The 14,129-nt window shown below is 40.4% G+C and carries 14 protein-coding genes; 7 read left to right on the top strand and 7 right to left on the bottom strand.

What is annotated here, in order from left to right; all coding sequences use genetic code 11:
• Window position 1 precedes the first annotated feature (1 nt).
• Window positions 2-1,036: a methionine synthase gene (locus tag EL121_RS06085; RefSeq protein ID WP_039198405.1), complete on the top strand. Its 1,035-nt coding sequence runs from the start codon at window positions 2-4 to the stop codon at window positions 1,034-1,036.
• Between the two features lie 120 nt (window positions 1,037-1,156).
• Here the strand turns inward: EL121_RS06085 and EL121_RS06080 are convergent, their stop codons facing one another.
• From EL121_RS06080 to EL121_RS06070, 3 genes are all read right to left on the bottom strand, one after another.
• On the bottom strand, window positions 1,157-1,837 hold the full coding sequence (locus tag EL121_RS06080; RefSeq protein WP_018651504.1) for a 3-keto-L-gulonate-6-phosphate decarboxylase UlaD: 681 nt from the start codon (window positions 1,835-1,837) through the stop codon (window positions 1,157-1,159).
• Between the two features lie 110 nt (window positions 1,838-1,947).
• Window positions 1,948-2,415, bottom strand: coding sequence for a PTS sugar transporter subunit IIA (locus EL121_RS06075; RefSeq protein WP_039198403.1), 468 nt, complete (start codon window positions 2,413-2,415; stop codon window positions 1,948-1,950).
• A gap of 74 nt (window positions 2,416-2,489) precedes the next feature.
• Window positions 2,490-4,301 carry a PTS ascorbate-specific subunit IIBC gene (locus EL121_RS06070; protein ID WP_039198402.1) on the bottom strand — a complete coding sequence of 604 codons (1,812 nt, stop codon included), beginning with the start codon at window positions 4,299-4,301 and terminating at the stop codon, window positions 2,490-2,492.
• A gap of 480 nt (window positions 4,302-4,781) precedes the next feature.
• On the opposite strand from EL121_RS06070, the gene ulaG reads away from it, so the two are divergent.
• The 4 genes from ulaG to EL121_RS06050 all read left to right on the top strand — a co-directional run bounded on the left by ulaG (window position 4,782) and on the right by EL121_RS06050 (window position 8,365).
• Complete coding sequence (ulaG, locus tag EL121_RS06065) at window positions 4,782-5,873, top strand: L-ascorbate 6-phosphate lactonase (RefSeq protein ID WP_018651501.1); 1,092 nt, start codon at window positions 4,782-4,784, stop codon at window positions 5,871-5,873.
• Window positions 5,874-5,967: 94 nt separating this feature from the next.
• The gene (gene ulaR, locus EL121_RS06060; RefSeq protein WP_039198399.1) at window positions 5,968-6,714 is read left to right on the top strand and encodes an HTH-type transcriptional regulator UlaR; all 747 of its coding nucleotides are present in this window, start codon (window positions 5,968-5,970) and stop codon (window positions 6,712-6,714) included.
• Between the two features lie 83 nt (window positions 6,715-6,797).
• Entirely contained in the window at window positions 6,798-7,658 is an 861-nt protein-coding gene (locus EL121_RS06055; protein ID WP_039198397.1) for an L-ribulose-5-phosphate 3-epimerase, read from the top strand.
• On the top strand, window positions 7,652-8,365 hold the full coding sequence (locus EL121_RS06050) for an L-ribulose-5-phosphate 4-epimerase (protein ID WP_005609131.1): 714 nt from the start codon (window positions 7,652-7,654) through the stop codon (window positions 8,363-8,365). The genes EL121_RS06055 and EL121_RS06050 overlap by 7 nt, the downstream gene beginning before the upstream one ends.
• 75 nt (window positions 8,366-8,440) lie before the next feature.
• On the opposite strand, the gene yedF is transcribed toward EL121_RS06050, so the two are convergent.
• From yedF to EL121_RS06030, 4 genes are all read right to left on the bottom strand, one after another.
• On the bottom strand, window positions 8,441-8,710 hold the full coding sequence (gene yedF / locus EL121_RS06045) for a sulfurtransferase-like selenium metabolism protein YedF (protein WP_039198395.1): 270 nt from the start codon (window positions 8,708-8,710) through the stop codon (window positions 8,441-8,443).
• A gap of 33 nt (window positions 8,711-8,743) precedes the next feature.
• Entirely contained in the window at window positions 8,744-9,964 is a 1,221-nt protein-coding gene (gene yedE / locus EL121_RS06040) for a selenium metabolism membrane protein YedE/FdhT (protein WP_039198393.1), read from the bottom strand.
• A gap of 257 nt (window positions 9,965-10,221) precedes the next feature.
• Window positions 10,222-10,851: an FKBP-type peptidyl-prolyl cis-trans isomerase gene (locus EL121_RS06035; RefSeq protein WP_039198391.1), complete on the bottom strand. Its 630-nt coding sequence runs from the start codon at window positions 10,849-10,851 to the stop codon at window positions 10,222-10,224.
• Between the two features lie 147 nt (window positions 10,852-10,998).
• Window positions 10,999-11,622 (bottom strand): ComEA family DNA-binding protein, encoded by a 624-nt coding sequence (locus EL121_RS06030; protein WP_039198390.1) that lies wholly within the window; start codon window positions 11,620-11,622, stop codon window positions 10,999-11,001.
• 223 nt (window positions 11,623-11,845) lie between these two features.
• Here EL121_RS06030 and EL121_RS06025 point away from each other — a divergent pair, with 223 nt between their 5' ends.
• Window positions 11,846-13,144, top strand: a complete 1,299-nt coding sequence (locus tag EL121_RS06025; protein ID WP_039198388.1) for an L-cysteine desulfidase family protein — start codon at window positions 11,846-11,848, stop codon at window positions 13,142-13,144.
• A gap of 207 nt (window positions 13,145-13,351) precedes the next feature.
• Window positions 13,352-14,080 carry a hypothetical protein gene (locus EL121_RS06020; protein ID WP_039198386.1) on the top strand — a complete coding sequence of 243 codons (729 nt, stop codon included), beginning with the start codon at window positions 13,352-13,354 and terminating at the stop codon, window positions 14,078-14,080.
• Window positions 14,081-14,129: the final 49 nt, after the last annotated feature.

The raw sequence follows: 14,129 nt of genomic DNA, 5'->3' as shown, positions 1-14,129 counted from the left end.
TATGAAAACATTATTACCAACCTCAACCGCTGGCAGCTTACCGAAACCTTCTTGGATCGCCGAACCAGAAAAATTATGGTCAGAATGGAAATTAACCGGCAATGATTTACTGCAAGCAAAACGTGATGCGTTACTTATCTCATTACAGGAACAAATTCAAGCGGGCATTGATATTGTGAGTGATGGTGAACAAACTCGCCAACATTTTGTGACGACTTTTATTGAACATTTAGAGGGTGTGGATTTTACCAAACGTGAAATTGTACGAATCCGTAACCGCTATGATGCCAGCGTACCAAGCGTAGTCGGTGCAGTGCATCGTCCCAAACCGGTTTTTGTTGAAGATGCTAAATTTTTACGCGCTCATACCGACCGCCCTATTAAATGGGCATTACCGGGTCCAATGACGATGATCGATACGCTATATGATGGACATTACAAGAGCCGTGAGAAATTAGCATGGGAATTTGCCACTATTCTTAATCAAGAAGCAAAAGAATTAGAAGCAGCCGGTGTAGATATTATTCAGTTTGATGAACCGGCATTTAATGTATTTTTTGATGAAGTAAACGATTGGGGCGTTGCGGCGTTAGAGCGTGCCATCGAAGGCTTAAAATGCGAAACAGCGGTACACATTTGCTATGGTTATGGTATTAAAGCCAATACCGATTGGAAAAAAACATTAGGTTCGGAATGGCGTCAATATGAAGAAAGCTTCCCTAAACTACAAAAATCAAACATCGATATTATTTCTTTAGAGTGCCAGAACTCTCGTGTACCGATGGATTTAATCGAGTTGGTACGTGGTAAAAAAGTGATGGTAGGCGCAATTGATGTCGCTACTAACGAGATTGAAACGCCAGAACAAGTGGCGGATACTTTAAGAAAAGCCTTGCAGTTCGTTGATGCCGATAAACTGTACCCTAGTACCAACTGCGGTATGACACCGTTATCTCGCCAAGTTGCCCGTGGCAAATTGCAAGCCTTAAGCGCGGGGGCCGAGATTGTTCGTCAAGAAATTCTGGCTGCAAAATAAGATATAAATAAAAACCCTCGTGAATAGATGCACGAGGGTTTTAATCTTTGAACAAGCGTTATTCATAGCAAAAAATTTCCACAAATCGACCGCTTGTATGCTTTAACGCAACACTAAATATTACGCCCAATATTTATCAATTTCAGCACGAATCGCTTCGGCGGTTTGTTTTCCTTTTTCACCGACTAAAGCGCGACCGGCAATAAAGGCCTTCGCATTTTTAATTTCTTTAAATAAATGAATTTCTTCCGGTACGATACCACCGGTAATCGATAATTCTAAGCCGAGTGCAGAAAGTTGTTTCATCAGCTCAACGTCTTCCGCCGTCCAACCCTTACCTGCTAATTCCGCATCGCGAGAACGGTGGTAAATCGCTTGTTTTACGCCTAATTCAACCCATTCTTTCGCATCTTTTTCTACTGTCCAGTTGCCGTAAATTTCGATTTGGATTTCTTTCTTCACTTTTAATTCCGGATGTGCCGCATTGAAATCATCCGCTACTTTCTTACACGCCGCTTTAGTTGCCGGATGTGCTGCTGCTGAAACCGTTAACCAGTCTGCGCCCGCTTCAAATGCCATTTTCGCTAAAATCGCCCCACCGTCCGTGGTTTTTAAGTCACATACGATAATATGGTTCGGGTGTAACGCACGTAAAGTTGAAACCGCTTTCATCCCTTCTGCACAGGCAAGAATCGTACCGCACTCAATAATTTCTACTACACTTTCCGCTTGTTTTGCATCTGCAACCGCTTTTTCTAAACTTAATGAATCTAATGCAATTTGAAGTAATGGTTTTGACATATTTTGTTCCTTTTACGAATTTTTAAATGGTACTTTATTCCACTCTCCCGCTGGCGGGAGAGAGACCGCTTGTTAAAGCGTTGAGCGAAACAAGCAGAGAGAGGAAATTTCTAGCCAGCCAACGCTTGATCAATCACCGCATAAACATCTTCTTTAGTTTGGCAGCGTAAGATTTTGGCTAAATCGACTCCCGTATCACTTTCCGGATCATCCAATACTTGGGTAATTTCCATTAAACCTTCCATATGTTTATCCGAATCACTACCGGCTAAGGTGACAAATACCGAAACAGGCTCATCTTCGCCATCAAAATAAACCGGCTCTTTTAAGGTCACTAAGGCGAACGAGGTTTTAATAACACCTTCTTCCGGGCGAGAATGCGGCATCGCAAGACCCGGTGCAAGAATGATGTAAGGCCCCATTTTTTCAATATTTTCAATAATACTGGTGTAATAACGAGGTTCAATCGCACCTGATTTTTCTAAAACATCTGTGCCTAATTTAATCGCTGCTTTCCAATCTGCCGCACTTTGATTTAAAAGGATTGAGTTATTTTCGATAAGCGATTCTTTTAACATAGCTTTACTTCCTTTAAGTTGGATAGGTTTAAATCGAGGTGACCACCTCCCTTCTTGGAAGGTGGCCTTGAGGGTTATTGATATTTTTTGATAAGAGCCAATAACTCTTCACCAAAGGTATTCGGATTTAACATATTTTGTACGCCTAATACCGAGATATGATCATTGGCCACAATCTCATTTTGTAAGTGTTTAGAACATACGATGATATCTACCGAACCGACTTTACCTTTATGGTCGGTTACCGCACATGAATCCATCACATTTGGAATACCGCGTTTATCAAGGTATTGTTTAATTTTCATTTTCATCATCATTGATGAACCTTGACCTGAACCACATACCGCTAAGATACGCACCGCTTTTGCATCACCTTCTACATTGCTTTCCATAGTCTGAGCCGGTTCAGCTTCTTGTTCCGCCGGTTCACCGAAACCGTATAATTGGTCTACGGTTTTGCCTTCTGCTTTCGCTCTTGCTTCGTCAGCACGTAATTGTTTGCCCGCAAATGCCATATATACAAGCGCTAACACGATACATACGAAAGTTGCACCGGTCGGGCTAAAGAACATACCCTGGATAATCGGTGGGAATAATAACGCCCAGTCCGCCATACCCATCCAGCCGTTAAAGCCTGCACCACCTTCTGTGCTGGTAATTAAACTTACTACCCATGCAGAACCGAGTACTTCAATAATACCCATCACGAAACAGATTTTCATCACCGCTTTCCAACCACCGAAATGGTTTGCGAATACACCGATTGTCGCATTAGAGAAGAACATCGGGATAAAGCCCGGAATAATTAATACCGCAGCTGAAGCGTCACCACCACCGAATTGTTGATAAGCAATTAATCCGCCCACCGCAACAAACTGACCGATAGCACCCCACATGAAACCGAATACCACCGCATTTGGCGAGAATGCATAAGTTGCCGCACAGTCAATCGCTAATACTGCATTTGGAATTAAACGTTCAGAAATCCCTTTGAATGATTCAGATAATTCCGCTACGAACATACGCACACCAAGCACGATAACTTGGATTGCCACCGCAAATTTTAAGCCGGTTTCAAAGATGTAAATTGTCCAGTGCGTTTTACCTGCCATTTGTTGTAGGTTATCTAAACCGAATGACATCAGGATAATACCGAAGAACACCGTCATCACGATTGCTGTTGCAGAGATACTATCATGGAAAATATGTAACCATTTAGGTAAGTTGAGTTTATCAACCGTTTCTTCTTTTTTACCTAATTTCGGTGCAACTTTTGCCGCTAACCAAGACGCAAATTGTTGTTGGTGACCGATAGAGAAACCCGCACCACCGGTAATTTGTTGGGTTGCTTGGTACATCATATTAGAGAAGATACCCCAATAGAGCGCCATAATGATTGCGGTATATACAACCACTTCCCACGGTTTTGAGCCGAGTACCCAGAACACTACTGCAACTAAGCCTGCTTGTTGGAACATAATATGACCGGTAAGCATAATGGTACGAATACCGGTAAAGTGTCTGAATAATACAAGTAGGATATTAAGGAATAAGGCTAAAATTACCGCATAGCCCACATACGCATAAGCATCCCCCATAGTACTCATTGTGGCTTGCCAACTTGTATATGGGTCAATCACCGCACCTTTTAGGTTGTGATATTTAGATAAGCCTTCAATAACCGGTTTAAAGTTTTGTACAAGCGTACCTGAACCGACTTGTACCAACATAAAACCGACGATCGTTTTAATGGTACCTTTAAGAATGGTAGTTGAATCTTTTTTTAGGAAAATGTAACCGATACACGCGACAAGACCGAGTAACAACGGCGCTTTCGAAAGAATCTGGTCATTGATTGCCATAAAGATACTCATTACTGTATCCATAGTGAGCCTCTCTTTTATATGTTGAGTAAGAATGATGAGATTTGGAAGATCTCGTTATTTTTAGATTGGTTAAGTTAAAGATTAAAATATATAGGCATATTTATACCTACAGAACAAATGATAAACAGTTATTGCACCTCAAAAAAGATTATTTTTGATTATTTGTGAGCAAGATCACATTTTATTTTTCATTTTCGTGATTTTCGTGTTCATTTGTTAAAAATATGTATAATCCATTTTCCTCCCCTTCCACCACAAAAATAAATAACTCATTGATTTTATTAGAAAGCAACCGTTTGTTAAATTTTACAGAAAACACAAGAAAAATAAGAACAATTCCTATCTATGCAGAATCGACGAAAAAATTAGAGGTAGATCACATTTTTAACAAAAAGCGTTTTACAAAAAAATATGATTATTTATGATTGCACTTGATTAAATCTTTCATCTTTTCCTTATTACACAAACTAGGAGTTTACTATGGCGAACGTTAATGAAATCACACGTGAAAGTTGGATTCTTTCTACCTTCCCTGAATGGGGTACTTGGCTAAACGAAGAAATTGAAGAAGAAGTGGTACCGGAAGGTAACTTCGCAATGTGGTGGCTAGGTTGCGTAGGCGTGTGGATTAAAACACCTGCAGGTGCAAACATTTGTATGGACTTATGGTGTAGTCGTGGTAAGTCTACTAAAAAAGTAAAAGATATGGTGCGTGGTCATCAAATGGCGAATATGGCGGGTGTGCGTAAATTACAACCGAATCTACGTGCGCAACCGATGGTATTAGACCCGTTTGCAATTAACGAAGTGGATTTTATTCTTGCGTCTCACTATCACAGCGACCATATTGATGTAAACGTTGCAGCAGCTATCGTAAACAATCCTAAGTTAAATCATGTGAAATTTGTTGGTCCATGGCACTGCGGTGAATTATGGAAAAAATGGGGCGTGCCGGAAGATCGTATCATTGTAGTAAAACCGGGTGATGTCGTAAAAATTAAAGACGTAGAAATTCACGCATTAGATTCTTTCGACCGTACTTGTTTAGTGACCTTACCGGTGGAAGGTGCAGAAGAACGTGGCGGCGAATTAAAAGGTTTATGCCCGTCTGACGAAGAAATGGGTCGCAAAGCGGTAAACTACGTTTTCAAAACACCGGGCGGTAATATCTATCACGGTGCAGACTCACACTACTCAATCCAATTTGCGAAACACGGTAAAGAATTCGATATTGACGTAGCGTTAAATAACTATGGTGAAAACCCGGTGGGTATCGCAGATAAAATGACTTCTATCGACTTACTCCGCATGGCGGAATGTTTACGTGCGAAAGTCATTATTCCAGTACACCACGACATTTGGACAAACTTTATGGCAAGTACGCAAGAAATCATTGATTTATGGCGTATGCGTAAAGATCGCTTACAATACAAATTCCATCCATTTATTTGGGAAGTTGGTGGTAAATATGTTTATCCGCGCGATAAAGACTTAATTGAGTATCACCACCCACGTGGCTTTGATGATTGCTTCGAGCAAGAACCAAATATTCAATTTAAATCTATGCTTTAATTGAAGTAAAGCCACTCTTAATTCTAATTAGGAGTGGCTTCTTTAGTAATTGTTCATGATTTAAAACGTGATAAGAATGAAAAGGGAAATAGTCATGAATGAAAGTTTTAGACATAAGAAATTATTAGCCATGTTAGAAGCAAGACAAATGCTTTCTACCTTGGAAATTATGAATCTTTTAAATATTTCGCCGGCAACCGCCAGACGAGATATTAATAAATTAAGCGAACAGAAAAAATTACGTAAAGTGCGTAACGGTGCTGAAGCAATCACACCGCATCACTCGCTAGAAAAAGACAAACCGATTAATAATTTTGAAGAAAAACGCCGCATTGCCGAAGCAGCCAGTAAATTATGCCGAGAAGGTGATAGCGTTCTTCTTACATGCGGCTCGACCATGCAATTGCTCGGGCAGGCTTTATGCGGCCAAAAATTGCAAATTATTACCAATTTTCTACCGCTTGCGAATTATCTGATCGAGCACCAACACGAAGATATCGTGATCATGGGCGGACAATACAATAAAAATAAAAAAATCACCCTATCGCTCAATCAACAAAATGAATTTACTTATGCGGCAAATATTATGTTTACCAGCGGAAAAGGCTTTACCCATGAAGGTTTATTTAAAACCGATATGATTATCGCTAATTCCGAAGCGCAAATGTCATCAAAAGCGAATAAATACGTGGTATTGCTAGATAGCACCAAACTCGGCACGGAAATCGGTATGCTGTTTAGAGAGATTAGTCAGGTCGATTTACTGATCACCGGCAAAGAAGCTGACCCGAAAATCATTCAAGCGATTCGAGATAAAGGACTGGAAGTAATCCTTGCATAGTAACATTTAGAGAAACCATCAAAACAAGCGGTTAAATTTACCTGATTTTTTACCAAAAGCATCATTCAAACCAGGGGATGAATATGAGAAAACATAAACTCGGTATCTATGAAAAAGCATTGCCAAAACATATTTCTTGGCAAGACAGGCTTTCTATTGCTAAAGCATGCGGTTTTGATTTTGTGGAAATGTCTGTTGATGAAACGGATGAACGCTTAGCTCGCTTAGATTGGACAAAAGAACAACGTATCGAATTAGTGAAAGCGATCATCAATACCGGTGTAACAATTCCGTCAATGTGTTTATCCGGTCACCGCCGTTTTCCGTTCGGATCTCGTGACGAAGCTACACGTCAAAAAGCCTATGAAATCATGGAAAAAGCAATCCAACTTGCGGTGGATTTAGGTATTCGTACCATTCAATTAGCCGGTTACGACGTGTATTACGAAGAACAAGATGAAGGCACGATTGAACGTTTCCAACAAGGCTTAGAATGGGCAACCGAGCTGGCGGCAAGTAACCAAGTTACTCTCGCAGTCGAGATTATGGATACCAAGTTTATGAGTTCGATTAAACGTTGGAAAAAATGGGACGAAATTATCAAATCACCATGGTTTACCGTCTATCCGGATATCGGCAACGTTTCGGCTTGGAATGATGATATTGAAGCGGAATTTGCCTTAGGCATCGATAAAATCTCGGCGATTCATTTAAAAGACACGTATAAAGTGACCGAAACGTGTAAAGGACAATTCCGTGACGTGCCGTTCGGTGACGGCTGTGTTGACTTTAAAGGCTTCTTTGAAATTCTCGCCAAATTAAATTATCGCGGTGCGTTCTTGATTGAAATGTGGACGGAAAAAGCGGAAGAGCCAATTGCAGAAATTATTAATGCTCGCCGTTGGATTGAACAAAAAATGAAAGAGGGTGGTTTCCAATGTTAACAGAATTATCTCCAAAATTACTGGCAATGCGTGATCGCGTATTTAAAGCAAATCTTGAATTACCAAAATACAAATTAGTCACTTTCACTTGGGGCAACGTGAGTGAAATCGACCGTGAAACCGGTTACGTTGCAATTAAACCTTCCGGTGTGGAATATGAAACAATGAAGCCGGAAGATATCGTGTTTGTCGATTTGCAAGGTAACAAAGTATTCGGCGATAAAAAACCTTCGTCTGATACCGCAACCCATTTAGAGTTTTATCGTCAATTCCCGAATATCGGCGGCGTAGTACACACCCATTCACGCCATGCAACCGCATGGGCGCAAGCTGGTGAAGATATTCTTGCGTTAGGCACAACACAAGGGGATTATTTCTATGGTTCAGTGCCTTGTACACGTCGTATGACACCGGAAGAAATTGCCGGCGAGTACGAATTAGAAACCGGTAAAGTGGTCGTGGAAACCTTCCGTAAACGTGGTATTAATCCGGATATGGTACCGGGCGTATTAGTCCACTCACACGGACCTTTCACTTGGGGTAAAGATGCGCATGATGCGGTACATAATTCCGTGGTGTTAGAAGAAGTGGCGTATATGAACTTCGTTAGCCACCAAATCCGTCCGAACATCGGTTCAATGCAACAAGAATTACTTGATAAACATTACCTACGCAAACACGGTGCGAATGCGTATTACGGTCAATAAGCTTTTTTGAGTTTGTGTGTGTTTAAGCGGTCAAATTTGCAGAATTTTTTGCAAATTCGACCGCTTTTTTATCAGCTATTTCTGAATTAAATAACGTAAAGTCGGTCCGTCCTGCTCCACGCTTAACAAGGTATAACCGTGATTTTTAACATCTACGGGAATATTATTAATCGATTGAGCGCAATCACTTAACACTTCCAACACTTCACCTGATTTTAACGTCGGCATCGTTTCTAAAGTTGCAATCGCCGGATAAGGGCAAGGTTCACCGAGCATATCCAAAGTGTAATCCGGTGTAATTTCCGAAGGGTGCTTATCTTGTTGTTGAATTACTGTAAAAGCCATAATGTTTTCCTTATTTCTTAATTACGACAAGCGTTATGCCGTTGTATCACGCTGAGTTGCTGCCAGGCGAGCTTTTGCTTTGCGAATAAAGCGTTTTTCCCACCAAACCACAAACACTAAACAAGCAATCATTAAGCCGTAATTGAGTAATAACCCCGAGATAGGCCCAAATGATTTCAATAAATTGATTTTTTCATAATCTAACGCCAATACCGGTGCGAGACTATCCCACCAATATGCAAGCAAGGTTGAGCCGGCGACATTACCGACACCCACCCACATAAAATGAACTTGTCCTTCCATCGCTCGATACATCCAGCCGGTTTCACAACCGCCGGCAACGACAATACCGAATCCAAATAACAAGCCACCGATCACTGCGTTTGGCCCCGCCCACATAATTTTCGGATTCGCGCCAAGCTGAATATAACTAAACACACAAATCGTACTAATCAACATGCCATAAATAATCGCCTTACCCATATAAGCACGACCGGTTGCCCACAAGTCACGAAAGGCGGAAGTAAAACAAATTTGCGCCCGTTCAATTAACAAACCGAAGCCCAAACCGAATAGCATCGCAAAACCTAATTTGATTGAATTTTGCATCACATATAAAGAAGCGATTAACCAAATCGAAAAGATCAACATACCGAATCTAAAACGGCGTTTAGCTTGCTGAGGATCCGCGTGCTCTACTTTGCCCGCGCCTTTTTTGAGTTTCAACGGCGGACGAAATATCGGTAGTAAAGTAAATTTCACCCCCACATAAGCACCGATTGCGGTGGTTAAGGTGAAAAACCAAGCATGTAATGAAAACTGAGGAATACCGGTAAACAACGAAGCCAAATTACAACCCATGGCTAAACGCGCCCCAAAGCCGGCTAATGCGCCGCCGATTAAAGCTTGCACAATACGAATCCGATTTTGCGGCATCCGAATCTTGATATTGTTTGCCCATAACGCAGCGGCAATACAGCCGGCAAACATCCCCAGAATCATCAACCCGTCAATGCGGCTGAAGATCGTACCGTCTAAACCAATTATTTTGTAATAGCCCCAGTCTGAGACATTTACCCCCATAGACTCTAGAATTTCTCCGCCCCAACGAGTGAATTCTCCCGTCACTGCCCAATATGTGCCGGTTAGCCCAAAATAATAGGCAGAAAGAATACCTGCAGCAATAACCGCCGCAGTCGGGTTCCAAAATCTAATCAGGTAATCTTGTTTGAATTGTTGCCAAATTTCTAACATAAAATTTCCTAAGCAAAATATGAAGAAAGGCAAGCAGGTATAACGATGAATAAATAGAATTGCGCCTAAAGCGACGATTGGATTTGCTCATTTCCTATACACAAAACTTGCGATATAAATAAATGATGTCAAAAGACGTATAAATTCTAGCCTTTTTTCTTCCATTGTCAATTTAGATGTAAAAAAGCCCCGAACTGAGTTTGCTCGGGGCTTGGATTTCTATAACAAGCGGTCAAATTCCGCCGTTTTTTTGCAAATTATAGGATATCTAATAATTCCACTTCGAAAATTAAGGTTGCAAACGGAGGAATTGATGCACCTGCGCCACGCTCACCGTATGCTAACTCTTGTGGAATAGTTAAACGCCATTTTGAACCGACTGTCATTAATTGTAACGCTTCCGTCCAACCTTTAATTACGCCGCCAACCGGGAATTCTGCCGGAGTACCACGTTTTACTGAACTATCGAATACCGTACCATCAATTAAAGAACCGGTGTAATGTACACGAACCGTGCTGTCTGCTGTTGGTTTTGCACCTGAGCCTTCCGTTAATACTTCATACTGTAAACCAGACTCAGTAACCACAACGCCTTTTGCTTTCTTGTTTTCTTCTAAGAATGCTTTGTTGTCTGCTTCAATGGCTTTAAATGCTTCCGCTTGCGCCGCTTCCGCACGAGCACCTAACTCTTGTAACGCTTGAGTCACTTCGTTAAGGTCAATTGCCGGTGGATTTTGATTTAATACATCATTGATACCACGTGCAACCGCTTCGGCATCCACTTCCATACCGCTACCTAATAATTGTTGACCGATTTGTAAACCGATACCGTAGCCACCTTTTGCTTCTGTGCTTTCTAAAGCAACCGCGTTGAAATCTAATGCCATTTGTTGTTTCCTTTTTTGTTAAAAAATATAAAGATGTTCAATGTTATGGGGGTAATTTTTGAAAATACAAGCCTGATAACAAAGAAAGCGGTCAAATTTGGCAAATTTTTTGCTAAATCCGACCGCTTGATTCGTATTGAGTTTAAATTAGAAACTTAAATACGGCACAACTTTTTGAATGGTTGCTTCACCAATACCGGAAATGTTTGATAATTCTGCGGCGTTTTTGATTTTGCCAACTTTGTTACGATAATCAATAATGGCTTGAGCCTTCACTTCACCGATACCGCTTATTGTTTGTAACGTTTTCGCATCTGCCATATTTACGTTTACTTTTTTCGCTGCTGGTACTTTTACGGTTGACGTTTTAGCCGCTACCGTTGTTTTTTCCGCAGCCTGTGTTTTAACCTCTCTCACTTTTTCTTTCGTACTTGCTTTCACATCATCTAATGCGTTTGCTTTGCTCACTTTAGACGTATTCAACGCCTCTTTTGCATTGGTTACTTTATCAGTTGCAGACACTTTCGCTTTAGCTAAGTTTTCTTTTGTCGCCGTCACTTTGTCAGTCACTTGTGTTTTAGCTGTTGCTAATGCTTCTTTTGCGGTAGGCGCTTTACTTGCTACCGAAACTTTTGCTTGCGTCACTTGATTGCTTACGGCACTTTTGGCTTTATCGTTTACCGAAGTTAACGGGTTTGCCACCTCAGCGAATGAAGCTGCCGAAACAGTCATTGCAATACCTAATGCTAAAAGAGTTTTTAATGATTTCATAATTTTTGCTTCCTATAAAAGTTGCGGATATCCAAAAAGGGAAAAGTCTCGAGAGGTCAACTCAACTTGAGCTGAATTCTAAGACTGAATAATAAAATATTAGTTCAAGTTTATTAAACGAATGAATATTGTACAGCATTTTGTGTAAAATTTTGTTCTAATAATAACCTTTTCGCCTATCGTTAAGATAAGCAATTAAATGAGTGTGACAGGATAAAAAATAATGAATATAAATAACGAATTATCACAAGCGATTTTAGCTACCGTGCAACAAGAAGTTGTACCTGCGTTAGGCTGCACCGAACCTGTTTCTTTAGCATTAGCATCTGCCGTTGCCCGACAATATTTAGGCTCATTGCCGGATCGTATCGAAGCCAAAGTCTCACCTAATTTGATGAAAAACGGCATGGGTGTAACCGTACCCGGTACAGGTACGGTCGGCTTAACGATGGCGGCGGCAATTGGTGCAATTGGTGGCGATCCGAACGGTGGTTTAGAAGTCTTAAAGCACATTACCACTGAACAAGTAGCACTGGCAAAACAAATGATCAATGATCATAAAATCGAAGTCAGCATTTCCGACACTGAACATATTCTCTATTCTGAAGCGACACTCTTTAATGCGGATCAGCAGGTAAAAGTACGTATTGCCGCTCACCATACCAATGTCATTTATATTGAGAAAAACGGCGAATTACTGTTTTCCAAACCGTGTGTAGTTGAAAATGAGCACGCGGAAAATGTTTTTGCTAACCTTACGGCGAAAGATATTTATGATTTTTCCTTAAATGTAGAATTAGAAAAGATTCGTTTTATTCAACAGGCGGCAATTTTAAATAGCGCACTTTCACAGGAAGGACTGAATCAAGATTACGGTTTACATATCGGACGAACTTTGCAAAAACAAATCGGCAAAGGATTAATTAGCGATGATTTGCTCAATCGTATCGTGATTGAAACCACCGCTGCCAGCGATGCACGTATGGGGGGAGCAAATTTACCGGCGATGAGTAATTCCGGTTCGGGTAACCAAGGGATTACTGCTACCATGCCGGTAGTGGTGGTGGCTCGTCATTTAAGCGTAACGGAAGAACAACAAATTCGCGCGTTATTCCTTTCGCATTTAATGGCGATTTATATCCATAGTAAATTACCTAAGCTCTCCGCATTATGTGCGGTAACCACCGCAGCCATGGGCAGCTGTGCCGGTGTAGCATGGTTATTAACCGGTAAATTTGAAGCGATCAGTATGGCGATCAGCAGCATGATCGGCGACATCAGCGGCATTATTTGTGATGGTGCGGCAAACAGTTGTGCCATGAAAGTATCAACCAGTGTCAGTTCAAGTTATAAATCGATTTTAATGGCGTTGGATGATACGCAAGTAACTGGTAATGAGGGAATTGTTGAGCATCAAATTGACCGTTCAATCAACAACCTTTGTGCAATAGCTTCTCGCAGTATGCAATATACTGATCGCCAAGTGATAGAAATTATGGTGAGCAAACCTAAAAACCTCTAATCATATTCCCATAAAATCATGGTGCTAATACGATTTTATTAGCACCATATTATTTATCTAATATTTGACAAAAATCTAAAAATCATATACAAATCATTATTAATCTTTAACAATTACTGAAAAAATCTGATTTATTATTGAACAATTGTAAATTTTGAAATATAATTTATAGCCTCTTTTTTGATCGATACGAGGTACTCGAAACGGATGCTTAGAATTATCAACAAAATTGTCTCTTCTTCTCTTTCAATGGCTTTTCTTGGAGCGCTTAGTTGGTCAGCAGCTTATTCATACGGATGGGCACAAGCTTACTTCTATGGATTTTCATGGTGGTATGTTGATGTCGGCGCAGGTAACGTAGCTCGTAGTTTAGGCTATGTGTTATATGTCACTTTAATACTTTGTTCCACCTATTTAATCGGTTTATTCTTATTAGTAAAAGCCAAACCCTATCTCAGTCAAGCTTGTATAAAAATGGTACGCGCAGGCGTTTTATGTGCAGTAACCTTCTTACCTATTTTAATCGTAACCGTTTTAATTACTGGTAAAATTTATCAACTATCAGTAATTGCCTACTTCTGTACCGTGTTAGGTTCTACACTTTTATTCCGCAACCCGATTAATCGCCATATTAGTAATATCAATGTTCATACGGCAATTAACTTTGTTCAAAGTCACAAAAATTATGTGATGATTTCTACCTACGCTTACTTCGTATTATTTGCCTTTCTGGTCGGTTACTTGCGCCCAAACTTTAAAACCCGTTTTGATATGCTAGAGGTCGATCACAAGATGTATTATGTACTCGCTAAATATAACAAGACCTTTATTCTGTCCGAAGAACTTAGAATTGATAACGATGATTTTTATCTCTACGAATTAATACCTAACCAATTAGGTCATGTTCAAATGGTTTGTATTAATCATCCGTTTTAAACGATAAAAAAGCGGTTAGATTCTGCAAAAATATTGCAAAATTTAACCG

Source organism: Actinobacillus equuli, from assembly GCF_900636745.1.
Taxonomy (GTDB): domain Bacteria; phylum Pseudomonadota; class Gammaproteobacteria; order Enterobacterales; family Pasteurellaceae; genus Actinobacillus; species Actinobacillus equuli.
This window is presented reverse-complemented; position numbering and strand designations above follow the sequence as displayed.